The 26,783-nt window shown below is 70.5% G+C and carries 22 protein-coding genes; 8 read left to right on the forward strand and 14 right to left on the reverse strand.

Annotated elements, in window-relative coordinates; translation table 11 throughout:
* Nucleotides 1-95 precede the first annotated feature (95 nt).
* The 3 genes from C8P66_RS03140 to C8P66_RS03150 are packed head-to-tail and all read left to right on the forward strand — an operon-like array spanning nt 96 to nt 5,057.
* Nucleotides 96-2,780, forward strand: a complete 2,685-nt coding sequence (locus C8P66_RS03140) for a molybdopterin-dependent oxidoreductase (RefSeq protein WP_111396701.1) — start codon at nt 96-98, stop codon at nt 2,778-2,780.
* Nucleotides 2,773-4,248, forward strand: coding sequence for a 6-hydroxynicotinate reductase (locus C8P66_RS03145; RefSeq protein WP_111396702.1), 1,476 nt, complete (start codon nt 2,773-2,775; stop codon nt 4,246-4,248). Before C8P66_RS03140 ends, C8P66_RS03145 begins: the two co-directional genes overlap by 8 nt.
* Entirely contained in the window at nt 4,245-5,057 is an 813-nt protein-coding gene (locus tag C8P66_RS03150; RefSeq protein ID WP_111396703.1) for a UPF0280 family protein, read from the forward strand. Before C8P66_RS03145 ends, C8P66_RS03150 begins: the two co-directional genes overlap by 4 nt.
* Here the strand turns inward: C8P66_RS03150 and C8P66_RS03155 are convergent.
* The 6 genes from C8P66_RS03155 to C8P66_RS03180 form a co-directional block, all read right to left on the reverse strand.
* Entirely contained in the window at nt 5,042-5,743 is a 702-nt protein-coding gene (locus C8P66_RS03155; protein ID WP_111396704.1) for an ABC transporter ATP-binding protein, read from the reverse strand. The genes C8P66_RS03150 and C8P66_RS03155 overlap by 16 nt on opposite strands.
* Nucleotides 5,743-6,501, reverse strand: a complete 759-nt coding sequence (locus C8P66_RS03160) for an ABC transporter ATP-binding protein (RefSeq protein WP_111396705.1) — start codon at nt 6,499-6,501, stop codon at nt 5,743-5,745. Before C8P66_RS03160 ends, C8P66_RS03155 begins: the two co-directional genes overlap by 1 nt.
* Nucleotides 6,498-8,348 (reverse strand): ABC transporter permease, encoded by a 1,851-nt coding sequence (locus C8P66_RS03165; protein WP_111396706.1) that lies wholly within the window; start codon nt 8,346-8,348, stop codon nt 6,498-6,500. The genes C8P66_RS03160 and C8P66_RS03165 overlap by 4 nt, the downstream gene beginning before the upstream one ends.
* An 18-nt stretch (nt 8,349-8,366) precedes the next feature.
* Complete coding sequence (locus C8P66_RS03170) at nt 8,367-9,578, reverse strand: ABC transporter substrate-binding protein (RefSeq protein ID WP_111396707.1); 1,212 nt, start codon at nt 9,576-9,578, stop codon at nt 8,367-8,369.
* A 101-nt stretch (nt 9,579-9,679) separates the two neighbouring features.
* Nucleotides 9,680-10,843, reverse strand: a complete 1,164-nt coding sequence (locus C8P66_RS03175; RefSeq protein WP_111396708.1) for an aminotransferase — start codon at nt 10,841-10,843, stop codon at nt 9,680-9,682.
* 50 nt (nt 10,844-10,893) lie between these two features.
* Nucleotides 10,894-11,559: a DNA-3-methyladenine glycosylase family protein gene (locus C8P66_RS03180; protein WP_111396709.1), complete on the reverse strand. Its 666-nt coding sequence runs from the start codon at nt 11,557-11,559 to the stop codon at nt 10,894-10,896.
* A 194-nt stretch (nt 11,560-11,753) separates the two neighbouring features.
* Here C8P66_RS03180 and C8P66_RS03185 point away from each other — a divergent pair, with 194 nt between their 5' ends.
* Nucleotides 11,754-12,476 carry a response regulator gene (locus tag C8P66_RS03185; protein WP_111396710.1) on the forward strand — a complete coding sequence of 241 codons (723 nt, stop codon included), beginning with the start codon at nt 11,754-11,756 and terminating at the stop codon, nt 12,474-12,476.
* Nucleotides 12,442-13,833, forward strand: coding sequence for an ATP-binding protein (locus C8P66_RS03190; RefSeq protein WP_111396711.1), 1,392 nt, complete (start codon nt 12,442-12,444; stop codon nt 13,831-13,833). The genes C8P66_RS03185 and C8P66_RS03190 overlap by 35 nt, the downstream gene beginning before the upstream one ends.
* A 24-nt stretch (nt 13,834-13,857) precedes the next feature.
* Here the strand turns inward: C8P66_RS03190 and C8P66_RS03195 are convergent, their stop codons facing one another.
* Both C8P66_RS03195 and C8P66_RS03200 read right to left on the reverse strand, forming a co-directional pair.
* Nucleotides 13,858-14,208, reverse strand: coding sequence for an HPF/RaiA family ribosome-associated protein (locus C8P66_RS03195; protein WP_111396712.1), 351 nt, complete (start codon nt 14,206-14,208; stop codon nt 13,858-13,860).
* A 326-nt stretch (nt 14,209-14,534) separates the two neighbouring features.
* Nucleotides 14,535-15,302: a DUF6065 family protein gene (locus tag C8P66_RS03200; RefSeq protein WP_111396906.1), complete on the reverse strand. Its 768-nt coding sequence runs from the start codon at nt 15,300-15,302 to the stop codon at nt 14,535-14,537.
* A gap of 139 nt (nt 15,303-15,441) precedes the next feature.
* On the opposite strand from C8P66_RS03200, the gene C8P66_RS03205 reads away from it, so the two are divergent.
* On the forward strand, nt 15,442-15,828 hold the full coding sequence (locus C8P66_RS03205; protein WP_158537075.1) for a DUF4189 domain-containing protein: 387 nt from the start codon (nt 15,442-15,444) through the stop codon (nt 15,826-15,828).
* Between the two features lie 10 nt (nt 15,829-15,838).
* Here the strand turns inward: C8P66_RS03205 and C8P66_RS03210 are convergent, their stop codons facing one another.
* The 6 genes from C8P66_RS03210 to recG form a co-directional block, all read right to left on the reverse strand.
* Nucleotides 15,839-16,276 carry an NUDIX hydrolase gene (locus C8P66_RS03210; RefSeq protein WP_111396714.1) on the reverse strand — a complete coding sequence of 146 codons (438 nt, stop codon included), beginning with the start codon at nt 16,274-16,276 and terminating at the stop codon, nt 15,839-15,841.
* On the reverse strand, nt 16,273-17,328 hold the full coding sequence (locus tag C8P66_RS03215; RefSeq protein ID WP_111396907.1) for a DUF4340 domain-containing protein: 1,056 nt from the start codon (nt 17,326-17,328) through the stop codon (nt 16,273-16,275). Before C8P66_RS03215 ends, C8P66_RS03210 begins: the two co-directional genes overlap by 4 nt.
* Nucleotides 17,328-19,265, reverse strand: coding sequence for a Gldg family protein (locus tag C8P66_RS03220; RefSeq protein ID WP_111396715.1), 1,938 nt, complete (start codon nt 19,263-19,265; stop codon nt 17,328-17,330). The genes C8P66_RS03215 and C8P66_RS03220 overlap by 1 nt, the downstream gene beginning before the upstream one ends.
* Complete coding sequence (locus C8P66_RS03225; protein WP_111396716.1) at nt 19,265-19,996, reverse strand: ABC transporter permease subunit; 732 nt, start codon at nt 19,994-19,996, stop codon at nt 19,265-19,267. Before C8P66_RS03225 ends, C8P66_RS03220 begins: the two co-directional genes overlap by 1 nt.
* The gene (locus tag C8P66_RS03230) at nt 19,993-20,745 is read right to left on the reverse strand and encodes an ABC transporter ATP-binding protein (protein WP_245903180.1); all 753 of its coding nucleotides are present in this window, start codon (nt 20,743-20,745) and stop codon (nt 19,993-19,995) included. Before C8P66_RS03230 ends, C8P66_RS03225 begins: the two co-directional genes overlap by 4 nt.
* A 130-nt stretch (nt 20,746-20,875) precedes the next feature.
* On the reverse strand, nt 20,876-22,975 hold the full coding sequence (gene recG, locus C8P66_RS03235) for an ATP-dependent DNA helicase RecG (protein WP_111396717.1): 2,100 nt from the start codon (nt 22,973-22,975) through the stop codon (nt 20,876-20,878).
* Nucleotides 22,976-22,999: 24 nt separating this feature from the next.
* Here recG and C8P66_RS03240 point away from each other — a divergent pair, with 24 nt between their 5' ends.
* Both C8P66_RS03240 and mfd read left to right on the forward strand, forming a co-directional pair.
* Nucleotides 23,000-23,299, forward strand: coding sequence for an FAD assembly factor SdhE (locus C8P66_RS03240; RefSeq protein WP_111396909.1), 300 nt, complete (start codon nt 23,000-23,002; stop codon nt 23,297-23,299).
* Nucleotides 23,296-26,751, forward strand: a complete 3,456-nt coding sequence (gene mfd, locus C8P66_RS03245; RefSeq protein ID WP_111396718.1) for a transcription-repair coupling factor — start codon at nt 23,296-23,298, stop codon at nt 26,749-26,751. Before C8P66_RS03240 ends, mfd begins: the two co-directional genes overlap by 4 nt.
* Nucleotides 26,752-26,783: the final 32 nt, after the last annotated feature.

Genomic DNA, 26,783 nt, shown 5'->3' on the forward strand with positions numbered 1-26,783 from the left:
AAAACCATCCCGACACCGCCGCCGCGCCGTGATCCTGGCATGCCAGGATCACGGCGTCAGGCACTGCAGAAGCAGCATCTGAACGGTAGGGCAGCATGACCGCGGTGGTTCACCCGCCGGTCAGCCTGACCGTGAATGGCATCGGCGCCTTGGTGCTCGCCCCGCCCCAGACCCGGCTGAGCGAGGCCCTGCGCCACCACCTCGGCCTGACCGGCACCAAGGTGGGGTGCGATGCCGGCGATTGCGGCGCCTGCACCGTGCTGCTGGATGGCGCCCAGGCCTGCGCCTGCCTGGTGCCGCTGGGCCAGGCCGAGGGGAGCGAGGTGATGACGGTGGAGGGGCTCGCCGCGGATCCGCTGGGGGCTGCGTTGCAACGCGCCTTCCACCACCATGGGGCCGCGCAATGCGGGATCTGCACGCCGGGGATGCTGATGGCCGCCCGTGAGCTGCTGGCGCGGGAGCCCACCCCCGATGCGGCAATGGTGGAGGCCGCACTCGGCGGGGTGCTCTGCCGCTGCACCGGCTACCTCAAGATCATCGAGGCGGTGAGGGACGCGCCCCGATTCCGTGACATGCGCGCCGCGCCGCCCCCCGAGCCCGGTGCCGCCGTGGGCGCCCGCCTGCCGCGGCTGGATGGGCGCGAAAAGCTGGACGGCACCGAGCGCTACGGCGCCGATGCCTTCCCTGTGGATACGCTCTGGCTGCGGGCCGTGCGCTCGCCGCATGCGCATGCGCGCTTCACCTTTGGCGATCTGGCGGCGTTCCAGGCGGCGCGGCCCGGGCTGGTCGCGGTGCTGACGGCGGCGGATGTGCCGGGCGAGAACGGCTTCGGCATTTACCCCGACATGAAGGACCAGGCGGTGTTCGCCGAGGGGCTGGTGCGCTATCGCGGCGATGTCGTCTGCGCCCTGGTCGGATCGCGGGCGGCGGTCGCGGAGCTGGACGGGCTGCCCATCACCTGGGAGGTCTTGCCGCCCCAGACCGATCCCGTCGCAGCACTGGCCGGCCCGCCGCTGCACGAACGCTGGCCCGACAATGTCCTGTCCGAAGGGCGCATGGTCTGCGGCGAGGCCGCCCTCTCCGGCACGCATCAGGCCGCGGGCGCGTGGGAAACCGGCTTCGTCGAGCACGCCTATATCGAACCCGAGGCCGGCTTCGCCCGCCGCGTCGGCGACAGCATCGAGGTCACCGCCTGCACCCAGGCGCCGGGGATGGATCGCGATGAGGTCGCCCGCGTCCTCGGCCTGCCGCTGGCGCAGGTGCGGATCATCCCTTCCGCCTGTGGCGGCGGCTTTGGCGGCAAGCTGGACGTGTCGCTGCAACCCATGATCGCGGTGGCGGCCTGGCGGCTCAACCGGCCGGTCGCCTGCGTCTTCCCGCGTGGCGAGAGCATGGCCTCCAGCACCAAGCGCCACCCGGCGCGGATCACGGCCAGCGCCGGCTGCGACGCGGAGGGGCGCCTCACCGCCTTTCATTTCGATGGCATCTACGAGACCGGCGCCTATTCCTCCTGGGGGCCGACCGTCGCGGGGCGGGTGCCGGTGCATGCCATGGGGCCGTATCGCGTGCCGCATGTGCGCGCCCGGGCGCGGGCGGTGCTGACCAACCACCCCCCCGCCGGCGCGTTCCGGGGGTTTGGCGTGCCCCAGGCGGCGATCGCGCAGGAGGCGCTGTGGGACCAGCTTGCCGATGCCGCCGGGCTCGACCGGCTGGAGTTCCGCGCCCGCAACGCGCTGCGCCCCGGCGATACCATCGCCTCGGGCCAGGTGCTGGGGCCATCGGTCGGGCTGGTGGAATGCCTCGATGCGCTGCGGCCGCATTGGCTGGCGGCGCGGGCGGAGGCGGCGAGCCTTGGCGATCGCGGTGCCTTGCGGCGCGGGGTCGGGATCGCCTGCATGTGGTACGGCATCGGCAATACCGGCATGTCCAACCCCTCGACCATGCGGATCGAGCTTTCGGCCGCGGGGCTGCTGTTCCGCAATGGCGCGGTGGACATCGGCCAGGGCAGCACCACGGTGCTGGCGCAGATCGCCGCCGATGCGCTGGGGCTGCCGGTCACCGATCTGCGCTTCGTCATCGGCGACACCGCGCTGACGCCGGATGCCGGCAAGACCAGCGCCAGCCGCCAGACCTTTGTGAGTGGCCGTGCCGCCATGGAAGCCGCGCTGGATCTGCGGGCAAAGATCCTGCGCCTGACCAATGCCGGGCCGGAGGCGCGGCTGCGCCTCGATGGCGCGACGCTCTGGGCCGATGCCACCGCCCTCGACCTGCGCGGCCTGACCCTGGCGGGCGAGGGGCGGTTCGACCCGCCGACCGTGGCCCTGGATGCGGATGGTCAGGGGGTGCCCTATGCCTGCTACGGTTTCGCCGCGCAGATGGCGGTGCTGGATGTGGATACCGACCTCGGCACCGTGCATCTGCGGCACATCGTGGCCGCGCATGACGTCGGCCGCGCGGTGAACCCGACCTTGGTCGAGGGCCAGATCCATGGCGGCATTGCCCAGGGGATCGGGCTCGCGCTGATGGAGGAATTCTTGCCGGGACGCACCGAAAATCTGCACGACTACCTCATCCCCTCGATGGGCGATGTGCCGCCGATCACGACCATCCTGATCGAGACGCCGGAACCGCTCGGCCCCTATGGCGCCAAGGGCGTCGGCGAGCCGGCGCTGGTGGCGACGGCACCGGCGATCCTCTCCGCGATCCGCGATGCGACGGGGGTGGTGATCCGCCGCGTGCCTGCCTTGCCGCATCGTGTCCTGGCAGCACTCCATGGCTGACCGCACCACCCAGTTCGGCGCCCGCGAGGCCGATGGCATCGTCCGCTGCGATGCCTGCCCGGTGCTCTGCCGCATCCGGCCGGGTCGTGCCGGGGCCTGCCAGCGCTATGCGAACCGCGACGGCGAATTGGTGCGGACCGATCCGCTCGTGCTGATCGAGCGCACGGCCGAGGCCGGGGGCGCCGTCGTGCCCTTCCTCGACACTGACGACTGGGATGGTTCGGCGCTGCGCCCCGCGGATACCTTCGTGACCGCGATCGGCGCCGGCACCACCTATCCCGACTACAAGCCCGCGCCCTTCATCGTCGGCAGCCGGCACGCCGGGGTGGACACGGTCACCGTCGTCACCGAGGGCATCTTTTCGTATTGCGGGCTGAAGGTGAAGCTGGATACCGACCGCCACCTCGGCCACGAGACCGCGGCGGTGCGCGTCGATGGCGAGCAGATCGGCCATGTCACCACCGCCGAATACGGCAGCCAGATGCTCTCGCTTGGCGGGGTGCGGCATCTGACGGGTGGCTCCAAGCGCGAAGGGGCAGTGACCTGTCGCAGCATGTTGACCCTGTGCAACCGCGGTGCGGTCGAGGTCGAGATCGACGGCGGCTCCCGCGTGATCTTGCAGGCCGGGACTGCACCGATCGTGAACGGCGTCGCCGAGACCCGGATGCGCGTCGGCTGCGGCAGCGCCACCATCGGCATCTTCGCCCAGCAATGGTTCGGCCATGCCGATGAGGTCATCGTGCTCGACGACCACATCACGGGTGTGCTTTCGGAACACCAGGCGGGCAAGACGCTCGGCATGCGCCCGGCCGGCATCCGCGTGCGCGGGCGGCGCTCGACGCCGGGGCGCTATTTCCAGGTCGCCGAGCCCGGCGTGGGCTGGGGTGGCACCGCCATCACCGATCCGCTCTCGGTGATCGAGAGCATCGATCCTGCCTTGGCCTGGCCGGGGCTGCGTTTGTTGCTGACAAGCACGACGGGGGAGGACGCGCTCTGGGTCGAGTTGGACGAGGCGTTGCGCCCGGTTCCTGCGCCGATGCCGGCCATGGTGCGCCAGGTGGTCGATCGGATCGGGGAGAATTGCGAACCGGCGCTGACCTCCATCCTGTTCATGGCCGGCGCCGGCGGCTCGCTGCGCGCCGGGGTCACCAGCAACCCCGTGCTGCTGACGCGTCAGGTGCAGGAGGAGGCGGTGCGCGTGACCATGGGGGGCGCGCCCTGCATGCTCTGGCCGGGGGGCGGGATCACGCTGATGGTCGATGTGATGCGGTTGCCGACCGACGCCTTCGGCTCGGTGCCGACGCCGGCGCTGGTGGCGCCCATCGAATTCACCATGCGGCGCGAGGTCTTTGTGGCCCTCGGCGGGCATGATGATCAGGTGGTGCCGATCGAGCGGGTGATCGCGAATTACGGCGGCTCTGCCCGCCGCGCGCGTACCAACACCAACCCCTGGCCGGATGCGCCGTGACAGCGGCGCTGTTGCCGGATGGACGACTGCATCTGCAAGACGGTCCGATCGACCTGATCATCGCGGCCCATGGCGACGACCGCGCCCTGCCGGCGGCGGCGGCCGCATTCCGAGGGCTGCTGGCCGGGTTGGCGGCCGAACTGCCGGGGCTGCGCGCGCCGGTCGGGACGGTGGCGCTGACCCATCCGGTGGCGCTGCGGATGGTGGCCGCGTGCCTGCCGCATGCGGAAGCCTTCATCACGCCGATGGCGGCGGTGGCCGGGGCGGTCGCGGATCATATCCTGGCGGCGATGGTCACGGCCGCACCCGGGCTGCGCCGGGCCTGGGTGAACAATGGCGGCGACATCGCGCTGCACCTCGCGCCCGGCGAAGTCTTTCGCGTGGGGCTGGTGCCGGAGCTTGCGGTGGACGGGCAGGCGGTCATCGTCGCGGCCGATCCGGTGCGCGGCATCGCCACCAGCGGCTGGCCGGGGCGAAGTTTTTCTCTTGGCATCGCCGATGCGGTGACGGTGCTCGCGGGGAATGCGGCGGCCGCGGATGCGGCCGCGACCATGATCGCCAATGCGGTGGATGCGGAGCACCCCGCGATCCAGCGCGAGGCCGCCGAGATGCTTGATCCAGACAGCGATCTTGGCGCGCGGCTGGTGACGGTTGCGGTCGGGCCGCTGCCGGAAGCCCTGGTCGCCGATGCCTTGGCCCAGGGCCTCGCCGAAGCCGAAACCCTGCGCGGCCGTGGCCTGATCCTTGGCGCGCTGCTGCGCTGCCAGGGGCAGCAGGTCGCGACCGGGGCCGGCTACAGGCTCAGATAGCGCTGCCGCACCTCATCCGCCGCATCCAGCGCCGCCATGCTCCCGGTCCAGCGCACCCGCCCCGTCTCGATCACCACGGCGCGATCCGCGACCAGCCCGGCGAAATGCAGATTCTGTTCGGCCAGCAGGATCGACAGCCCGCCGGCCTTGATCGCCCCGATCGCCGCCGCCATGCGTTCCACGATCACCGGCGCCAGGCCTTCGGAGGGTTCGTCCAGCAGCAGCAGCTTCGGATTGCCCATCAGGGTGCGGGCGATGGTCAGCATCTGCTGTTCACCGCCGCTCATGCGGCCGCCCGGGCGCTTGCGCATGGCGGCGAGGTTGGGGAAGAGCGCGAACAGCCGCTCGGGCGTCCAGGGCTGCATCCCCGCCGGCGCCGCGCGGCGGCCGACGGCAAGGTTCTCATCCACCGTCAGATCCGCGAATATCCGGCGCTCCTCGGGCACGTAGCCGATGCCGGCGCGGGCGATGGCATAGGGGGGGGCGCCGGCCAAATCCTGGCCGAGGAAGGTGACGCGGCCGGCGCTCGGGCGCACCAGCCCCATGATGGTCTTCATGGTCGTGCTCTTGCCCGCGCCATTGCGGCCGAGCAGCACCGCGACCTCCCCGGCCGCGACCGAGAAGCCGACATCCTCCAGGATATGCGCGCGGCCATAATGCGCGGAGAGGCCCGAGACCTCCAGCATCAATGCCCCCCCGCCGTGGCGCCGGTGCCGAGATAGACCTCCCGCACCCGTGGATCGGCGCGGACCTCCTGCGGCGCGCCCTCGGCGATCAACTGGCCGCGATCCAGCACGATGATGCGGTCGGCATGGGCGAAGACGACATCCATGTCGTGTTCGGTGAAGAGCACGCCAATGCCGCCCTCCTTGGCCAGCCGCGCGGTCAGCGCCATCAGCGCGATGCGCTCGGCGGGCGCCATGCCGGCGGTGGGTTCGTCCATCAGCAGCAGCCGGGGGGTATTGGCCAAGGCGACGGCCAGCTCCACGCGCTTGAGGTCGCCATAGGCGAGCACGCCGCAGGGGCGCGCCGCCTGTTCCAGCATGCCGACGCGGTCGAGCAGCGCCTCGGCCTCGGCTGCCTTCTGCCCCGCCATCGGCCGCCACAGCCCGCCGAGCCCGCGCGCCTGGGACAGCAGCGCCACCTGCACATTCTCCCGCACGCTCATGGCGCCGAAGGTCGCGGTGATCTGGAAGGTGCGCCCGACGCCGAGCCGGAAGACGTGGCGCGGCGCCATGCCCGTGATGTCCCGCCCCGCCAGCAGGACGCGCCCCGAATCCGGCCGCACCTGGCCGTTCAGCATGTTGAAGCAGGTGGATTTCCCGGCGCCATTCGGCCCGATCAGCGCCAGCACCTCGCCCGCCGCCAGGCTGAACGACACCCCCGCCACCGCCTGCACGCCGCCCCAGGATTTGGCGAGGTGTTCGACCGCGAGCACGGTCACGCCCGCTTCTCCCAGGCGGCGCGCGCGGCGCCGGCCAGCCCTTGCGGGAAGAAGACCACGAGCAGGATGATCGTCGCGCCCAGCAGCAACCGCCAGTGATCGGTCCCGCGCATGAGCTGTTCCTGCAGCCCGGTCAGCGCCACCGCGCCCAGCAGCGGCCCGGACAGCGTCTGCACGCCGCCGAGCAGCACCATCAGCAGCGCATCCACGCTGCGCGAGATGCCAAGGTAGGTCGGGAACACGCTGCCCTTGGCATAGGCGAAGACCGAGCCCGCGACGCCCGCGAAGGCCGCCGAGATCGCGAAGGCCATCCAGCGGGTGCGAAAGGTGTCGATGCCGATCGCCTCGGCCCTGAGCGGGCTGTCGCGGCCCGCCCGCAGCGCCGCGCCGAAGGGCGCCCAGACGATCCGCCGCAACAGCATCGCCCCCCCCACGCAGAGCACCAGCGCCAGCAGATAGAACACCGGCTTGGGCTGCGCCCAGGCATCCGGCCAGACGCCGAGGATGCCATTGTCGCCGCCGGTGACCTCGACCCATTGGAAGGCGGTGCTCCAGGCGATCTGCGCGAAGGCCAGGGTCAGCATCGCCGCGTAAACGCCCGAGAGCCGCACGCAGAACCAGCCGAACACCAGCCCGAGCAGCCCGGCCGCGAAGGGGGCCAGCAGCATCCCCGCCCACATCGGCGCGGCCGCATGCTGCACCAGCAGCGCGGCGGCATAGGCGCCGGCGCCGAAATAGGCGGCATGGCCAAAGCTCGCGAGCCCCCCCGGCCCCATGATGAAATGCAGCGAGGCGGCGAAGAGCAGCGCGACCAGGATTTCGGTCAGCACCGACAATTCGTAATCCGGCAGCACCCAGGCCGAGCCGACCAGCAGCGCCAGCACCACCGCGCCCAACTGCCGCAGCGCCCTCGGCGCCGGCAGCAGCAGCGGATCGGGGGGGCCGGAGCTGGCATGCAGACCTTGGGGCGCCCGCCCGAGCAGCCCATAGGGCCGCACCACCAGCACCACCGCCATCACCAGGAAGACCAGCACCAGCGTGATCTTGGGCAGGATGAGGATGCCGAAGGCCGATAGCTCGCCGATCAGCAGCGCCGCCAGGAACGCGCCCGTCAGCGAACCGAGCCCCCCCACCACCACGACCACGAAGGCCTCGGTGATGGTGGAGAGGTCCATGTGCAGGTTCACGCTTTCGCGCGGCAATTGCAGCGCCCCACCCAGCCCCGCGAGCCCGGCGCCGAGGGCGAAGACCCCGGTGAAGAGCAGCGCCTGGTTCACCCCGAGGGCCGCGACCATCTCGCGATCCGCGGTCGCCGCCCGCACCAGCACGCCGAAGCGGGTGCGATGGAACAGCAGCCACAGCCCCGCCAGCACCAGCGGCCCGACGGCGATGAGGAACAGTTCGTACAGCGGAAACCGCAGCCCCAGGATACGCACCGCCCCGCGCAGCATCGGTGCCCGTGGCCCCAGCAGATCCTGCGCGCCCCAGGCCCAGAGCGCGACATCCTGCACCACCAGCACCACGCCGAAGGTCGCCAGCAACTGGAACAGTTCCGGCGCGCGGTAGATGCGCCGCAGCAGCAGCACCTCGATCACCGCGCCGATCGCGGCGGTCACCACCGCGGCACCCAGTATGCCGCCCCAGAACTGCCAGAACGGCCCGGCGAAGGCGAAGACGCCGTGGGTCACCAGGCTCCAGGCGACATAGGCGCCCAGCATGTACAGGCTGCCATGGGCGAAGTTGACGACCCGGGTGACGCCGAAGATCACCGTCAGCCCGGAGGCGACCAGGAAGAGCGAGGAGGCCGAGGCCAGCCCGCTCAGCGCCTGGACGACAAGATCATCCATCAGTTCAGAGAGGGCCGGTCAGACGGGCGCCGTCCGCAGCGTCCGCACCACCTCGTCGGTGGGGAAATACTTGGCGCCATCGGCGTAGCGCCAATCGGTCATGGTGCCGCGGCCATTGCGCAGCGCGGTCTTGCCGACGAAGGCGCCCAGCGTGGACTGATGGTCGATCGCGCGGAAGGTGACATCGCCGGTGCCGAAGCTGGTCGGGAAGGTCAGGCCGCGGAAGGTCGCGATCAGCGCCTCGGTCTCGATCGCGCTGGTCTTGCGCAGCGCGGCCGCGATCGCCGTCACCGTATCCCGCGCCACCACCGAGCCGAGCTTGGGATCGGCATTCCACCGCGCCTTGTAGGCGGCGCGGAAGGCGGTGTGGGTGGGGTTGTCGATCTGCTCCCAGGGGTAGCCGGTGACGATCCAGCCCTCCGGCGCCTCATCGCCCAGGGGCTCCAGGTATTCCGGCTCGCCGGTCAGCACCGAGACGACGCTGCGGTGCTCGAACAGCCCACGGGTATTGCCCTGGCGGACGAAGTTGGTGAGGTCGGCGCCGAAGGTGACGTTGAAGATCGCCTCCGGCCGCGCGCCCGCCAGCGCCTGCACCGTCGCACCTGCATCGATGCGGCCGAGGGCGGGGAACTGCTCCGCGACGAATTCCACATCGGGCTTGGCGCGGGTCAGCAGCTCCTTGAACCAGCGCACCGAGGACTGGCCGTATTCGTAGTTCGGCGCGACCATGGCCCAGCGCCTGGCGGGCAGCTTGGCCGCCTCCTCCACCAGCATGGCGCATTGCATGTAGGTCGAGGGCCGCAGGCGGAAGGTGTAGCGATTGCCCCGCGCCCAGACCAAGGCATCGGTCAGCGGCTCGGAGGCGATGTAGAGCTTGCGGTTCTGGTTGGCGAAATCGCCGAGCGCCAGGCCGATGTTGGACAGGAAGCCACCGGCCAGCAGATCGACCTTCTCATTGTTGATCAGCTCGCCGGCATGGCGCACGGCGTCCTCGGGCTTGCCGCCATCGTCGCGGAAGATGGTCTCCAGCGGGCGGCCGTTGATGCCGCCGGCGGCGTTGATCTGCTCGACGGCCAGGATCCAGGAATTGCGGTAGGGCGCGAGGAAGGCGGGCTGGGAGGTGTAGGAATTGACCTCGCCGATCTTGATCGGCGCTCCGGCCTGCGCGCGCGCCAGCATCGGTGCTGCCAGCACCCCGGTCATCACCACACGTCGCGAAACACCGCTCATCAGAGCCTCCTTTGTCCAGCCGGCGCGGATGGGACCAGAGGATGGCGCGCAACGGAAGGGCCAAAGCGCAATTCCGTGCCGGTAACCTCTCCTGCCCCCCGTCAGTATCGGGCGAGACGCCCCGGCACCGCCGCGAGCGCCGCCTCGGCCGCATTGGCGAAGGCAAGGCGCAGATGCCGTTCGTTGCCCGGACCGAAGAAGGGGCCGGGCAGGGTCTGCAATCCGTGCCGCGCGGCCAGGGCCTCCGCCGCGGCGAGGGCGTCCGGCGCGCCATCCGGCAGCCGCGTCCAGGCGAAATAGGCGCCCATGGCATCGATCCGCCACTCCGGCACCGCCGCCATGGCGTCGCGGAACATCGCGGCCCGCCCGGCCATCAGCCTGGCATTGCCGGCCCGCCACTCGGCCAGCGCCGGCACCGCCCAGGCAAGCGCCGCCTGGCCGGGGCGGTTGGGACAGATCTGCAAGGTATCCAGCGACTTCAGCAGCGCCGCGCGAAAGGCGCCGCCGCCGAGGATCGCGCCCAGCCGCTGGCCCGGCACGCAATAGGCTTTGGAGAAGGAATAGAGATGCACGACGCCCTCCCGCCATTCCGGGTCGGCGAAGAGCCCATGCGCGGGGCCGGGGGCGAGGAAGTCGCGATAGGTCTCGTCCAGCACCAGCCAGACGCCCCGCTTGCGGCAGAGCGCCGCGAAGGTCGCGATCAGCGCCGGTGAGCACACCGCCCCGGTGGGGTTGTCCGGCGTCACCAGCACCAGGGCGCGGATCTGGGGATTGGCATCCAGGATCGCCGCTGCCCGGTCGGGGTCGGGCAGGAAGCCGTCCCCGGTGCGGCGGGGCAGGGGGACGCAGGGGATGCCCGCCATCTCCAGCGCCATGCGGTGGTTGAAGTACCAGGGCAGCGGCAGCATCACCGCCGCGCCGTCGCCGGCCAGCACCGAGGTCACCATATGGAAGGCGAGGTTGCAGCCGGCGGTGATGGCCACGTCATCGCTCGTGACCGTGGCGCCATAGGCGCGGGAGATATCGGCGGCCAAGGCCTCCCGCAGCGCCGGATCGCCATCGATCGGGCCGTAGCCCGCATTGGCGGCGCGCCCGGCCTCCTCGCCCAGCCGTGCCAGCAGCGCATCGGGCGGCGGGTAGCCCGGCACCGCCTGGGTCAGGTCGAGCACCGGCCCGGCCGCGCCGTCATAGCCCATGCCCCAGGCGCGGGCGGCGGGGATGGCGGGGGCTGCGGTGCGGGCGAGGCGGGGGGAGAGCGGCGGCATGCCGCCGTATTGTCACGCTGCCCCGGCGCTTGCCAGACGCGGCACATGGTTCAGGCCACTTCTCCGGTCGGGCGCCCGCTGCGATGCCGCCACCAATGCCAGAGCAGCCGCGCCGCCACCCCGCGCCAGGGCGCCCAGCCCGCCGCCAGCACGGCCAGCGCCCGCGCATCGGGCCGCGCCGGCAGCCCCAGCAGATCCGTAGCCCCGGCGGCCAGCGCCACATCCCCGGCGGGGAAGATATCCGCGCGATCCTCGGCGAACAGCAGGTAGACGCTGGCCGTCCAGGGCCCGAGCCCGGGGATCGCCACCAGCGTCGCGATCGCCGCCGCATCCGGCGCTTGCGCGATGGCGGCAAAATCCAGCCGTCCATCCAGGCAGGCGGCGGCAAGGGCCCGCGCATGGGAGACTTTCGGTCGCGACAGCCCGGCCGCGCGCAGCAGCGCCTCGTCCAGCGCCAGCAGCCCCAACGGATCCAATGCGCCGGGAATCGCCGCGACCCGGCCCCAGATCGCATTCGCCGCGGCATTGCTGATCAATTGCCCGCAGATCGTCCGCAACAGCCCGGGAAAGCCGACGGGCCGGTTGCGCCAATCGAGCGGGCCGGCCGCGGGCAGGATGAGGGCGAAAGCGGGATGGGCCGCGCTCAAGGCCGCGATGTCGCGCAGCGCGGCGACGGGGATCTGGCGAGGCGGCGGAAGGGTGAGGGGAGTGCCCATCCGCCGCCTCTACCCGACGCCGCCTCCGGGGGGGAGAGGTGGTTAGCGCCGGTAAAAGGATATCTGGTGATCCAGGCGCCGTTGGACAGGCATCCTTCGTCGTCGGAAAGCAACGTTGCGTAACGGCAGGGGCTGCGGCAAAGCCCTGTAACAACTCCACGGCGCGGGCCGCCCGGCTCGTGTATGTAACTGGGATGGACACCACCCCGCATATCCTGATTGTCGACGACGACCGGGAAATCCGTGAACTCCTCTCGAAGTTCCTGGAACGCCAAGGTTTTCGCATCGCCGCCGCCCGCGATGCGCGGGAGGCACGCCGCCTCTGGCCGCTCGGCCGCTACCACCTCGTGGTGCTGGACCTGATGCTGCCCGGCGAGTCGGGGCTGGATCTGGCCCGCTGGCTGCGCAGCCAGTCCGATGTCCCGATCGTGATGCTCACCGCGATGGGGGAGGAGACGGACCGCATCGTCGGCCTGGAACTCGGCGCCGATGATTACGTCGCCAAGCCGTTCAACCCGCGCGAATTGCTGGCGCGCATCCGCGCAGTGCTGCGCCGGGCCTCGGGCGAGGCCGCCTCGGCCAAGGAGCCGCCGGCCAAGGCGATCCACTTCGCCGGCTGGACCCTGGAACCCGGCCGCCGCCGCCTGCTGAACCCGGATGACGTCGAGGTGCCGCTGACGGGTGGCGAATACGAGCTGCTGACCGTGCTGGTCGAGCGCCCGAACCGGGTGCTGACGCGCGACATGCTGATGGATCTGCTGCGCGGCCGGCAGGCCGGACCTTTCGATCGCGCAATTGATGTGGCCGTGTCACGCCTCAGGCGTAAGCTTGAGGATGATGGGCGCAATCCCACCCTCATCAAGACGGTGCGCGGCGGTGGCTATGTCCTGGCAGCAACTGTGGATCGGGCGGCATGAGCCCGGCCTCGTGAGTTGGCTGTCCCGCCGGCTGGTGCCGGCGAGTCTGGCGGGGCGGACGGCTCTCGTGCTGGTGCTCGGGTTGATGGTGGTGCAGGCGGCGGGTCTGACCATCCATGCCCTGGATCGCGTCGATCTGCAGCGCCTCGGCCAGGCGCGGGAAGTCTCCTCCCGCATCTTCGGGCTCTGGCGCAGCGTCGTGCTGGCGGCGCCGGACCGGCGCGAGGCGGTGCTCGCCGATATCGAACTGCCCCTTGGCCTGGTCGCCGCTTTGGATGCGCGCCCGATCGTGCGCCCAGGGATGCCGGCCCCGCCCTTGCCCGCGGTCCGGATGTTTCGGCTGGAGGTGATGCTGGCCGCCCCCCCGCGCTTCCGGCCGCGCGAGGTGCTGCTGGCCGCGACCCCGCAGGTCGATGGGATGCTGATCGCCTTCCGCCTGCCGGAGGGCGAGTGGCTCAACATGATCGTGCATCTGCCGCCGCCGCGCCCCTGGCATTCGGAGACCTTCCTCTCCGCCTTCGCGGTGATGACCATCGCCGCGGTGCTGATGGCGCTCTGGGCGACGCGGCGGCTGACGCGGCCGGTGGTCGATCTGGCCCGCGCTGCCGAGCGCCTGGGCCGCGACGTGAACGCCCCGCCGCTGCCCGAGGACGGCCCGCGCGAGGTCGGCATGGCCGCGCGCGCCTTCAACACCATGGCGAGCCGCATCCGGCGCTTTGTCGGCGACCGTACCCAGTTGCTGGCCGCGATCGGGCATGATTTGCGCACCCCGATCACCCGCCTGCGGCTGCGCGCCGAGTTCATGGAAGATGACGAGCAGCGCCGGAAGATGCTCTCCGACCTCGACGAGATGGAGGCGATGATCACCGCCACCCTCGCCTTCGCCCGCGACGATGCGGCGACGGAGCCTTCGGTGGCGCTGGATCTCGCGGCCCTGGCCCGAACCGTGCTGGATGAGGCGGCCGATGCCCGGCCGGAACTGGCGGATAGCCTGGACTACCAGGGGCCGGAGCGGCTGACGGTCCGGGTTCGGCCGGTGGCGCTGAAGCGCGCGTTGGCCAATCTGGTCGGCAATGCCATGGCCTATGGCGGGGCCGCCCGCATCCGCCTGTCGCTGCCGTCCAAGGGGCTGGTGCGGCTCGCGGTGGAAGACGACGGGCCCGGGATTCCGGAGGACCAGATGGAGGCCATGTTCCAGCCCTTCCGCCGCATGGAAAGCAGCCGCAATCGCGAGACCGGCGGCGTCGGGCTGGGCCTGCCGATCGCGCGCAACATCTTCCGGGCGCATGGCGGCGACATCACGCTCGCCAACCGGCCGGAAGGTGGCCTGGTGGCGATGGGCAGCCTGCCAGCTTAGAGGCCGATCCAGGCGCCGCTTGGCTCAGCGATTTTCGTTGTCACGGATGGAAGGCGCTCCCTTCACGTCGTGCAGCTTGCCGAAATGGCTTTCGAGCAAGCTGCGCAGCTTCTTCGCGGCGCCCACGCAGGCCTCGTCGACCGTCGCGGCCTCATGGGTGACGGCCAGCGGCTGCTGGTGCACCGGGCGGGCTTCCATCATGCAGCGCTTGTCGCGCTGACCGGACTTGCCGGCGTTTTCATCACTGATGTGGACCTCTACGCGGGTCAGGTGATCGCTGAACTGCGCCAGCGTCGCTGTCACCACGGCCTCCACGCCGGCGGTCATCGCCTCGCTGCCTTCAATGCTCTCATCGGTATTCACTTGGATCTGCATGGGGAAGCTCCTTGGCACGGTGGAAGGTTGTCCCGAAGGTGCGTTGTCCATGGTGTGCACATAATGCGCCAGATCAAAATCGGTTGCATTTTTCAATTTTTATCTGAAATACTTTGTGATTCAGAACAATTCTTGTCTTCCGCGAACACTCACGGGAACCACAGGAGGACAATGGCCAGATAAATTCTGATTCGTCTTTTCGAATACGTCATCAGATCGCCCATTGTGTCTCGTCGTTCAAGACCAAACGATCGACTCCCTACAAGACCGCCTGCCAATAGGCGGCGATGACTCGCACATTGAACAATTCATAGACTCCACAGGACCTAAAGCGGGAAGGGCCTAGCCGCGCCGCGGGTCAGATGGCCCTCCGCCATCGCCCCGCTCGCGGGGCAGCGGCCGTGGTGGTAGTCGCGCTGCCAGCCGGCGGCGGCGGCCTCGCTTCCCGGCACCTTCAGCGCGGTATTGAAAGCATCCCGCCCGAGGCGCCAGGCGGTATGGGCGGCCAGCAGCGCCGGGTCATCGGCCAGCCGCCGCACCTCGGGCTCGGTCGCGCCCAGGCGGTGGCGGTCGATCGGCATCATCCAGCAGACCGCCTCCCCGGGCCGGAAGCTGACCACGGCATGCGGCCGGGTGAATCGCCAGTTCATGGTGAAGGTCATCGGCGACCAATCCGTCTCGACCAGTCCCGAGAGCGGCATGATCCCGTCCCGTACCGCATTGGGCGGGCCCGAGACCCAGAGCGCGACCCCGGGATCGGTACGGAACAGCGCATCGACATGAAAGGTCAGCACCCCGGCGCCGAAATGCGCGAGGGGCAGCGGGCGGCCCGACGTCTCCGGCTGGTGGCGCCGGATCACCACGTCCTGCGGCTGGTCGCCGCCATTCCACCAGGCATCGAAGCCGACACCGCCCACGATCTCCCAGCCATGGGCGTTGGCCATGGTCAGCGGCAGGCAGCGATTGGCGAAACGCCGGGGCGAGGCCTCCATCCAATCGCGCCGGGGGGAGGCGGGACGCAGCGCCGGCAGCGGGTGGCCGAGGTCATAGGCGATGATCCGCGGGCCGGGCGGCGGGGTCTCGGCGTCAGGCATGTTCGCGTCCTGCGAGTAAAGTGAGCGGCCCATGCATTGCAGCACAGACATGTGAACCACTCCTCAACTGCAAGCTGCAATTATGGACGTCGAAATGCCTCGCAATTTGCAACTCATCCTAATTCTCCCGGGCCTATTCTTGTCGGCTTCGTCGCTGGCCCAGGAGGAACCGCTTCTCTTTACGCAGCCGGGCTGGGCGGTCGCCTATCTCGCGCCCGCCCCCAGCGCCGGCTGGGGCATCGCTGCCGGGCGGCTGGACCGCGAGGCAGCGCATCGGCGAGCCGAGGCGCTCTGCATCGCCCGCTCCGGCGGGGTGGCGTGCCGGCTGGTCGCGGAACTGCGGGCGCAGTGCCTCGCGGTGGCCCAGGCGCCGCTGCTGGGCGATGACCAGGGGCGGGTGGCCTTCGGCACCGTCGCCGGCGCCGCCGAGCGCGTCGATGCCGAGACCCAGGCCATTGCCACCTGCCAGATGCGGCTGCCCGGCCGGCTCTGCCGTATCGTGGAAAGCAGCTGCGCCGGGGGCTGACCCGACCCTGTCAGCCCAGCCGAAACCGGGCCTCTGCGATCACGCGCAGGGCCTCGTCCCATAGCGGCGGCAGCGCGTCGGGGGCGAAGAAGGCCGCCTCGGTCACGTCGCCGCCGGGGCATGGCTCGCCCGCCCGCCAAAGGGCGCAGAAATCGACGATGGTGTAGTGGAAGCGGATCCGCCCCTCCGCATCCGGCGTGATGGCATCGACCACCGCGGCGAGGTGGAGCGGGCCGGCGGTGATCCCGGTTTCCTCGGCCAGTTCGCGACGGGCGGCGGCCTCAGCCGTCTCACCCAGGCGCTGCGCGCCGCCGGGGATGGACCATTCGCCGAGGCGGGGCGGACGCCCGCGGCGGACCAGCAGCACATCCGCGCCACGCAGCACCACGCAGCCGATGCCGACCAGGGGCCGGGCGGGATAGTCCCGCCCGGGGCGGGCGTCGCTCAACGCGGCGCGGTGGGCACGGCGGGGGCCGGCTGGGGGGCGGGTTCGGGCGCGCGCACCAGCTCGGAGAGGCGTGGGAAAAAGGCCTTCTCCTTCCACGCCCCGACCTGATAGGCCCAGCCACGCCAGCGCGCGTTCAGCCGCGCCGCCTCGTCATCGCCGCTGGCCGAGAGGGTGATCCAGATGTTTTCCGCATCCCGCCGCCCACGCACGGTGACGCCGAGCCCGTCCGTATAGGTCAGCGCGGCCTCACCCACCGCCTCGCCCTTGTTGTCGGCCTCGGCGCGGACATCGGTGAAGGTCAGGAACTCCATGGCGCGGCCGACCTCGTCCAGCGCGCCTTCGTCGGCGGGGCCGGCATTGGCGGGAATCGCAATATGCAACGCGCTATCCGGCTCGGCGCCATGCAGCAGCTCGATCGAGCCATCCGCCGGGCGGTTGGTCAGCACCCGACGCAGCCGGTCATGGGTGAGGTTGGCGATGTCGCGGTCGATCCACAGGTTCAGGTCGGAATCGACCGGCAGCCGGCCCTCGGCCAGCCAGGCCTGAGCCTCGCCGGGGCGGCGGACGTAGATCGTCTCCGGCACCTGCGCACCCGCGAGCCCGCCCTGGGTCCGCATCCGGCGACGGCCCAGCACCAGCTCGGCGATCACGCCGCCGGTGCCATCCAGCAGCCGCAGCAGCTGCGAGGTGGCACCCGGTGCCGCCGGGTCCTCGACGCCGAGGCGCGAGAGCAGCTCGGCATTGGCGGTGCGCGGCTCGGTCAGGCGCAGCTCGGTCAGCCCGACCAGGATTTCGCGCACCTTCTCGCCGCGCGCCGGGTAGTTGCCCTTCTCGGGCAGCACCCAGCGATCGGTGCCGAGGCGGGCGATGGCGAGCGTCGAATCGCCGCGCCTGATCTCGATCCGCATCACCCCGGCAAGCTTGGGGGCGAGGCCGGGGAAGGCCAGGGTCGGGCCCGGCGGCGGCGGCGGGGCGCCCGGCGTCAGCACCAAAGCGGCAAGGCCGGTCACCGCGGCGGTGCCGCCGAGGACCAGGAGCGTGCGGCGCTGCATCAGGACAGGGTCCGCGCGGCCTGGCGCCGTTGCCGGCGCCACATCGCCAGCCCGATCGCCAGCACAACGAGCAGCACCGGCACGACGGCGATGTTCAGGATGCGCAGGCTGCGCTCCAGCGCCTCGATATCCCGCCGCAGTTCGAGCTGCACGATGCGAAGCTGCTGGCGGGTGCCGAGGATTTCCTCACGCGCACGATCGATCTCGGCGCGTTGCTCGGCGGTGATGATGGTCTGGGCCTGGTTGCGCTCGCCCCCCGCCGCGGGGCCACCGGGCGTGGTGCCCTGGCGGAGTTCGCGCAGGCGGCGCTGGGTCGCCTCCAGCCGCTGTTGCAGGTCGCGCTCGGTCTGGCGGAAGCGGGCCTCCGCATCCCGGCGCATGTCATCGACCAGCGTGAAGGGGCGCAGGGATTCGCCGCGCGAGCGCAGCGAGATCATCGCATCCCCGCCGACCAGCGTATCGGCGACATTCACCAGGAAGGAGGCGTTGTCGCTGAAAGGCTGGGCCTGGGACTGGCCGAAGAACTCCTGCACCCGGACCCAGAAGCGGTCCTCCAGCACATCCGCGTCGTTCATGACGAACAGGTTGGCCGGCGTGCCGCTGCTGGCCAGATGCCCCGCGGCGGGGGCGGTGGCCCCCTCCGGCGGCCCATCGGGGAAGGCGGAGGCGAGCACGCCCCGCACCCGGGCCGCGATCACCCGCCGCTCGCCGTCAGGCTTGAAATCGGCCAGCAACTGCGTCGGGTTCGGATCGGTCCTGACCTTGGCCGCATCGACCAGCATGCTGCGGTCGGAGGTTGTCAGCATCGGGGTAAGCTCGACGGTCGAGCCCTCCCGCCGCGTGACCTCGCCGGCGGAGGCGACGGTGACCTGGTTCAGCTCGGCGCTGGCGACATCGCTGCGCGAGAGGCTGTCGCCCTGCATGTTGTACCAGGCGATGTAATCCACCGCCTGCATGCGTTCGCCGGCATTGGCCCGCACCCGCCAGGCGCCGCGCAGGTCGAGCACGACCTTGTCCGATGGCGCATCCACGCCCCAGGCATGCAGCAGGGTGTCGAGGCTGGAGGCGGTATCGGTCGGCGGGCGGCCATTGGCGCCGGGTCGCCCGGCCTGGCCATCGGAATGCGGATCGACCAGGATCATCGCCTTGCCGCCATGCATGACGAACTGGTCGATGGCATATTGCGTCGGCAGCGGCAGGTTCTGCGGATGCGCGACCAGCAGCACCTTCACATCATCCGGGATCGCGGTGGCGTCGGTGGCGACATCGCGCACGGTGAAGAACTGGCGGAACTGGTTCAGCGCGACATAGGGTTGGCCTGCCCCCGGCTGGCGCATCATCGCCGCGCGCGGATCGCCCGAGAGCGGCAGCGACGAGATCACCCCCAGCACCGGCCGCGTCGGGTTCGACAATTCGAACACGAGCCGCGTCAGGTCGTATTCCAGGAAGCGTTCCCGCTCCGGCTGGAAGAAGGCGATGGTCCGCTCATCATCCAGCAGGTTTGCGCCGGCGAGGCCGAAATAGACCTGCTCGCCCGACTGATCGACCGGCACGCCCTGTAGCCCGAGCGAGAGCGCGCGGTCCTCGGTTTCCGAGAAGGGCTCGGGGTCAAGTACTTCCAGCCGGATCTTGCCGTTGGAGATGGAGACGTATTCCGCCAGCATCTCCCGCACCCGGTCGGCATAGGCGCCATAGACCGGGATCGTGGCGCCGAGGCGGCGCGAATAGAACAGCCGCAGGGTCACCGGGTCCTGCAATCCGCCGATGATCTGCTTGGTGCCGTCCGACAGCGTGTAGAGATGCGACTCGGTCAGATCGAGCCGGTCGCGCGCAAGGAAACGCTCGGACAGTACCACCGCGCCCACCGCCAGGAGGAGGGCCGCGAAGAGCCCAAGCAGGCTGTGCGAAAGGCGACGGGAAGGGGGTTTCGGGGGCATCAGTCGGCCTTCCTGTGATCAACCGCGACGCCATTGGCGAAGAGCCAGAAGCCGATGAAGGCGGCGAAGAAGACGATGTCGCGCAGCCCCACGACCCCGCGGGAAAACCCGCCCAGCCGATCGCTGATCGAGAGGCCGCGTGCGATCTCGGCCAGCATCGGCACCCGCAGCGAGAGGAATTCGGTGACGATGGGCGAGCCCGCCGCGGCGAAAAGGAAGCAGACCGCGACCGCCAGCACGAAGGCGATGACCTGGTTGCGCGTCAGCGCCGAAACCGCCGAGCCGACCGCGAGATAGGCGCCCGCGACCAGCAGGCAGCCGAGGTAGCCGGCCGCGATCACGCCATTGTCCGGGTTGCCCAGCACGTTGACGGTGATGACCAGCGGGAAGGTCAGAGCCAGCGCGATGGCGCAGAAGGCCCAGGCCGCCAGGAACTTGCCGAGCACCGCCTGCCATTGCGCGACCGGCAGGGTCAGCAGCAGCTCGATGGTGCCGAGGCGCCGCTCCTCGGCCCAGAGCCGCATGGTGATGGCCGGCACCAGAAACAGGAACAACCAGGGCACGAAGGAGAAGAAGGGCTGCAGATCTGCGGTGCCGCGCGCGAAAAACCCGCCGAGGGTGAAGGTCAGCGTGCCCGACATCACCAGGAAGATGACGATGAAGACGACGGCGACGGGCGTTGCGAAATAGGCCGCAAGCTCGCGGCGGAAGATGGCCAGCATCGCGGTCATGCGGCGGGCTCCATGTCCGCGGCATGGGCCACGGTCAGGTCGCGGAAGACCTGGTCGAGGCTCGGCCCCCGCGCGGCCAGTGCTGCGGCGGATTCATCCGCAACCACCTTCCCGTGGGAGATGACGATGGCCCGGCTGCAAATGGCGCCGACTTCCTCCAGGATATGCGTCGAGATCACGATGGCCTTCTTCGGCGACAGCATCTCGATCAACCGTCGCACATCATGCTTCTGGTTGGGGTCGAGCCCATCGGTCGGCTCGTCCAGCACGAGCACCGCCGGATCGTGCAGCAGCGCCTGGGCGAGGCCGACGCGGCGCTTGAAGCCCTTGGAGAGGGTTTCGACCGGCTGCAGCCGCACATCCTCCAGCGCCGTCACCGTCATCGCGTCATGGACGACCTGGCGCCGGTCGCTGCCGGAAAAGCCGCGCACGGCGGCGCAGAAGGACAGGAAGCCCTCGACCGTCATCTCGGGATAGGTCGGAGCCCCTTCGGGCAGGAAGCCGAGGTGCCGGCGGGCGGCCACGGCCGCGTCCTGCACGTCATGGCCGCAGATGCGCGCGGTGCCCGCCGTCGGCTGCATGAAGCCCGCGACCATGCGCATGGTGGTGGATTTGCCGGCGCCATTGGGGCCGAGAAAGCCCACGACCTCGCCTCGTGCCACGGTGAAGGATACGTCATCCACGGCGGTGAAGCTGCCGAAGCGCTTCGTCAGCCGCTCGATTTCGATCAGCACGTCCAAGCGAGCCACCTCCGATCTGGGTCATGACCCCGGGCGGCCGGTTTACTGCCGGAGGCAGCTTTGGCAAGGGCTTGGCCCCCTGGCGCGCGGTCAACTTGCGCCCGCGATACCATTTGTCACGGCCCAATTTTCAACGGGCCTATCCGGCGCGCAGCGTCTCGATCGCGGCATCCCGTCCGAACAGGCGCAGCAGGGCTGGAATCGCCCGTCCGCGCGGCGTCGCGGCAAGCTCCGGGTCGCGGTCCAGCAGCAGCGCCGCGTCGCGATGGGCCATATGGGCGAGCCGCTCCTGCGTCGCGGGATCGGCCAGGCGAAACCCGGGCAGGCCGGATTGGCGGGTGCCCAGCACATCCCCGGCCCCCCGCAGGCGGAAGTCCGCATCGGCGATGATGAAGCCATCCTCGGTGTCGCGCAGGATGGCGAGGCGCTCCTTGGCGGTCTCGGTCAGGCCTTCCTCGAACAGCAGCATGCAGAAGGAGCGCGCCTCGCCCCGCCCGACCCGCCCGCGCAGCTGGTGCAGCTGTGCCAGGCCGAAGCGGTCGGCGTGTTCGATCACCATGACGCTGGCCTCCGGCACATCGACGCCGACCTCGATGACGGTGGTCGCGACGAGCAGCCGGGTGACGCCGCTGCGGAAATCCGCCAGCGCCTGTTCGCGGGTCTCGGAGGGCATCTGCCCATGTGCCAGCCCGACCGCGTCGCCGAATTTTTCGCGCAGGGTCAAGGCGCGGGTCTCGGCGGCGGCGAGGTCGGAGATCTCGCTTTCGGCGACATGCGGGCAGACCCAATAGACGCGGGCCCCCTCGGCGAGCTTGCGGCCCACCGCCTCGACGACGGTCTCCAGCCGCGACAGCCCGTGCAAGGTGGTGGTGATCGGCTGGCGCCCGGCGGGTTTGCCGGAAAGGCGGCTGATGGCCATCTCGCCCCATTGCGTCAGCAGCAGGGTGCGCGGGATCGGCGTCGCGGTCATCACCAGCAGGTCGGCCGCTTCCCCCTTGCCGGCCAGCATCAGCCGCTGGGCCACGCCGAAGCGGTGCTGCTCATCGACCACGGCCAAGGCGAGGTCGCGGAATTCCACCGCCTCCTGGAACAGCGCATGGGTGCCGACCACGATCGGCAGCGAGCCATCCGCGAGGCCCCGGAGAACCCGGGCGCGGGACTTGCCCTTCACGCTGCCGGCCAGGATGGCGACGGGCACGCCGGCGGCGGCGCAGAGCGGGGCCAGGGTGCGCAGATGCTGCCGGGCCAGAAGCTCGGTCGGCGCCATCAGCGCCGCCTGGGCGCCGGCCTCCACCGCCCGCAGCATCGCCATCAGCGCGACCAGCGTCTTGCCGGCGCCGACATCGCCTTGCAGCAGCCGCAGCATCCGGTGGGGGGCCGCGAGGTCGGCGTCGATCTCGGCGATGGCGGCGGTCTGCGGCAGGGTGGGGACATGGCCGAAGGCGGCCAGCGCCCGCGCCCGCAGCCGCCCGTCGCCGGTCAGCGACCGCCCCGGCCGCGCCTTGGCCGCGCGGCGGACCAGCGCGATCGCGATCTGCCCCGCCAAGAACTCGTCATAGGCGAGGCGCAGCCGGGGCTGCTCGGCCGGAATCGCCTCCGGCTTTTGCAGCGCCGCCAGGGCGTCGCGGACCCCTGGCCAGCGCTCTCGCGCCATCAGCGGCCCATCATTCCATTCCGGCAGGGTCGGCAGCAGCGCCAGCGCCGCCTCCACCGCCCGACGCATCCGGGCGTTGGAGAGGGCGGCGGTCAGCGGCCAGACCGGCTCGATCTCCGGCGGGCGGGCCGCGGAGATCGCGGGGGCCAGCATCGACCAGCGGTCCTGCTCCGCCCGTACCGGCCCCGCGAACCAGCGGGTCGAACCCGGCGGCGCGGAGCGTTCGAGCCAGGCGGGCTTCAGCCCCATCACCCGCGCCAGCAGCGGCTCGCCGCCCGCCGTGGCCCGCAATTCGGTGTATTCGCGCCCGGCGGCGGAGCGGGCGCCCCGCAGCGAGTCGACCCGCGCGGCCAGGATCACCTCGCCCTCGGCCTCGGAGGGGCGTTCCACCAGCCGCCGCTGCACGTATCGTTCGGGCAGATGGAACAGCAGGTCGATCACCCGGTCCCCGCCGCAGGCGCGTGCGATCAGCTTGGCCATCGCGGGCGCGAGGCCCGGCAGGCCCGCGATCGGGGCGAAGAGGGCGTCGAGCCTCGCGGCCCCGTCAGGCCCGTCTTGCAGTTGTCGGGCTTCCGCGATTCCCATGTGGGCGTGTATGCCACTGCCAGCATGACCGACGAAACCGACCTCGACCCGCGCCGCCGCCGTATCCTCTTCCGTGCCTGGCACCGTGGGACCAAGGAAACCGATCTGATCATCGGTGGTTTCGTGCGCGCCCGGATCGCCGGCTTCTCCGAGGCCGAGCTTGGCGAGATCGAGGCGATCCTCGAATGGCAGGACCTGGACATGGCCGAATGGCTTTCGGGCCGCCGCCCGGTTCCCCCCGAACGGGCGACGCCGATGTTCCTGGAGATGTTGCAGACGGCCCTTAGCGGTGAGCACGCACATACCGGCCATCGCCCGGCATGAGCCCCGCCACCACCCGCGGCCTGACCGTCTTCGGCGCCCCCGAGGGCCATGACGCCGCTCTGCTGGCCCGCCGCCGCGCCGAGACCAAGGGCCACATCCTCCATGCCTGCCGCGACGATGCCCGCATGGCGCGGATGGAGGAGGCGCTGGCCTTTTTCGCGCCCGAGGCCGAGGTGCTGCGCCTGCCGGCCTGGGACTGCCTGCCCTATGACCGGGTCTCGCCCAACCCCGAGATCATCGCCGAGCGGGTCGCGACCCTGGCGCGGCTGCTGGAGCCCACGAGCAAGCCTCGCATCCTGCTGACCACGGTCAACGCCTTGGTGCAGCGCGTGCCCCCGGCCGAATCCTTCCAGGGCGCGGCCTTCGGGCTCAAATCCGGGGCCCGCGTCGATGTGGCGGCGCTGACCGCCTTCCTGGAGGCCAATGGCTATGGCCGCGCCGCCACCGTCATGGAGCCCGGCGAATATGCGGTGCGGGGCGGCATCCTCGACCTGTATCCGGCGGGTGAGGGGGATCCCATCCGCCTCGACCTGTTCGGCGACGAGATCGAGGACATGCGCCGCTTCGACCCCGCGACCCAGCGCAGCGGCAAGAAGGTTTCGGAGCTGACCCTGCGGCCCGTGGGCGAAGTCACCCTGGATGCGGCCTCCATCGCGCGTTTCCGCACCGCCTGGCGCGATTTGTTCAGCCCGGCGGCGGCCGAGGATCCGATCTACGTCTCCATCAGCGCGGGGCGAAAGCATCCCGGCATGGAGCATTGGGCGGCGCTGTTCCATGAGCGCATGGCGACGGTGCTGGAGTATCTGCCCGGCGCCTCGGTCAGCCTCGACCACCAGGCCGAGGATGTGCTGACCGCGCGGCTGGAGATGATCGCCGACCACTACCAGGCCCGCCGCCAGCCGCCGCGCGATGGCGAGACGCCCTATCGCCCGGCCCCGCCGGGGGGGCTGTATCTCGACCGCGGCGAATGGGATGCGATGCTGGCCGATGGGCCGCTGCTGCGCTTTTCCCCCTTCGCCATGCCGGACGGGGCCGCAGGCATCGATGGCGGCGGCCGGCCCGGGCCGCTTTATGCCGATGTGCGGACCTCGGGCGGCAATGTCTTCGCCGCCTATGCCGAGACGGCAGCGGGTGCGACGGCAAAGAAGATCCGCCCCGTGGTCGCCGCCTGGACCCGCGGGTCGCGCGAGCGCCTGGGCAAGCTGCTGGCCGAAAACCGCGTCCCCGCCCAGCCGGTCGAGGATGTCTGGGCGCTCCAAAAGCTGCCCGCCGGCGTGGTCGGGCTGGTCATCCTGGGGCTGGAGCGCGGTTTCACGGGGCCTGGCCTCGCTGTCACCGCCGAGCAGGATCTGCTCGGCGAACGCATCGCCCGCCCCGCGCGGCGGAAGAAACGCGCCGACCAGTTCATCGCGGATGCCACCCAGATCGAGGAGGGCGACCTCGTCGTCCACCAGGATCACGGTATCGGACGTTACGATGGCTTGACCACCATCGAGGTCAATGGCGCGCCGCACGACTGCCTGCGCCTGGTCTATGACGGCGGCGACAAGCTGTTCCTGCCGGTCGAGAACATCGAGCTGCTGTCCCGCTTCGGCAGCGAGGGCTCCGGCGCCTCGCTCGACAAGCTCGGCGGCGTCACCTGGCAGGCGCGCAAGGCCCGCGCGAAGTCGCGCATCAAGGACATGGCGGCGCAGCTGATCCGCACCGCCGCGGAACGCGCGACCCGGGTCGGGCAGCTGATGGCGCCGGAAGATGGGGCCTTCGACGAATTCTGCGGCCGCTTCCCCTTTGCCGAGACCGAGGACCAGCTGCGCGCCATCGGCGATGTGCTGGAGGATCTCGCCTCCGGCCGCCCCATGGACCGGCTGATCTGCGGCGATGTCGGCTTCGGCAAGACCGAGGTCGCGCTGCGTGCCGCCTTCGTGGTCGCCATGACCGGCGCCCAGGTCGCGGTGGTGGTGCCGACGACCCTGCTGGCGCGCCAGCACTTCCGGGTGTTCACTAGGCGCTTCGAAGGGCTGCCGCTGAAGATCGCCCAGCTCTCCCGCATGGTGACGCCGAAGGAGGCCAATGTCGTCCGCGCCGGGCTCGCGGATGGCAGCATCAACATCATCGTCGGCACCCATGCGCTGTTGTCCAAGACGATCCACTTCGCCTCCCTCGGCCTCGTCATCGTCGATGAGGAGCAGCACTTCGGCGTCGCCCATAAGGAACGGCTGAAGGCGCTGAAGACCGACGTGCATATGCTGACCCTGACCGCGACGCCGATCCCGCGCACCCTGCAACTCGCGCTGTCCGGCGTGCGGGAGATGAGCGTGATCGCAACGCCGCCGGTCGATCGCCTGGCGGTGCGCACCTTCATCATGCCCTGGGATTCGGTGGTGATCCGGGAGGCGATCCAGCGCGAGCGTTTTCGGGGTGGCCAGATCTTCTGCGTCTGTCCCCGCCTCGAAGATCTGCCGCGCATGGCCGAACGGCTGCGGGAGATCGTGCCCGAAGCCCGGCTGGTCGAGGCGCATGGCCAGTTGACCCCGACCGCGCTGGAAGCGGTGATGACCGAATTCGGCGATGGCCGCGCCGATATCCTGCTGGCGACCAACATCGTGGAATCCGGCCTCGACATGCCGGCGGTGAACACGCTGCTGGTGCATCGCGCCGATCTGTTCGGCCTCGCGGGGCTGTATCAGCTTCGCGGCCGGGTCGGGCGCGGCAAGCAGCGCGGCTACGCCTACCTCACCTGGCCGCAATCGCACCGGCTGTCGCCGGCGGCGGAAAAGCGGCTTGCGGTGATGCAGACGCTCGACAACCTCGGCGCCGGCTTCACCCTGGCCTCGCATGACCTCGACATCCGCGGCGCCGGCAATCTGCTGGGCGACGAGCAGTCCGGCCATATCCGCGAGGTCGGCATCGAACTCTACCAGCAGATGCTGGAAGACGCCGTACGGGACATGAAATACGGCCAGAAGGGCGATGGCGAAATCCCCGATACCGACTGGACGCCGCAGATCGGCCTCGGCCTGCCGGTGCTGATCCCGGAAGGCTATGTGCGCGACCTGCCGGTGCGCCTCGGCCTCTATCGCCGCATCGCGGGGCTTGCCACCGAGGGCGAGGTGGATGCCATGGCCGCCGAACTCGCCGACCGCTTCGGGCCGGTGCCGGAGGAGGTGGAGAATCTGCTCCAGGTGGTGAATCTGAAACGGCTCTGCCGCGAGGCCGGGGTGGAAAAGCTGGATGCCGGGCCCAAGGGCATCGTCATCGGCTTCCGCAAGAACCGCTTCGGCAATCCGGCGGGACTCGTCGCCTGGGTCACGTCCCAGAAGGGCATGGTGCGGCTGCGGCCGGACCTCAAGCTCGCGGTGGTGCAGGAAATGCCGCTGCCGCTGCGGGTGAAGACCGCGCGTGACATGCTGCGGGCGCTGGTGCGGGTGGCGAACCAGGCCCAGGCCGCCTGACGCCTGCTGGATTGGCGGCGGCTGGCGGGACG

The organism is Humitalea rosea, assembly GCF_003253705.1.
In the GTDB taxonomy this organism is placed as follows: Bacteria; Pseudomonadota; Alphaproteobacteria; order Acetobacterales; family Acetobacteraceae; genus Humitalea; species Humitalea rosea.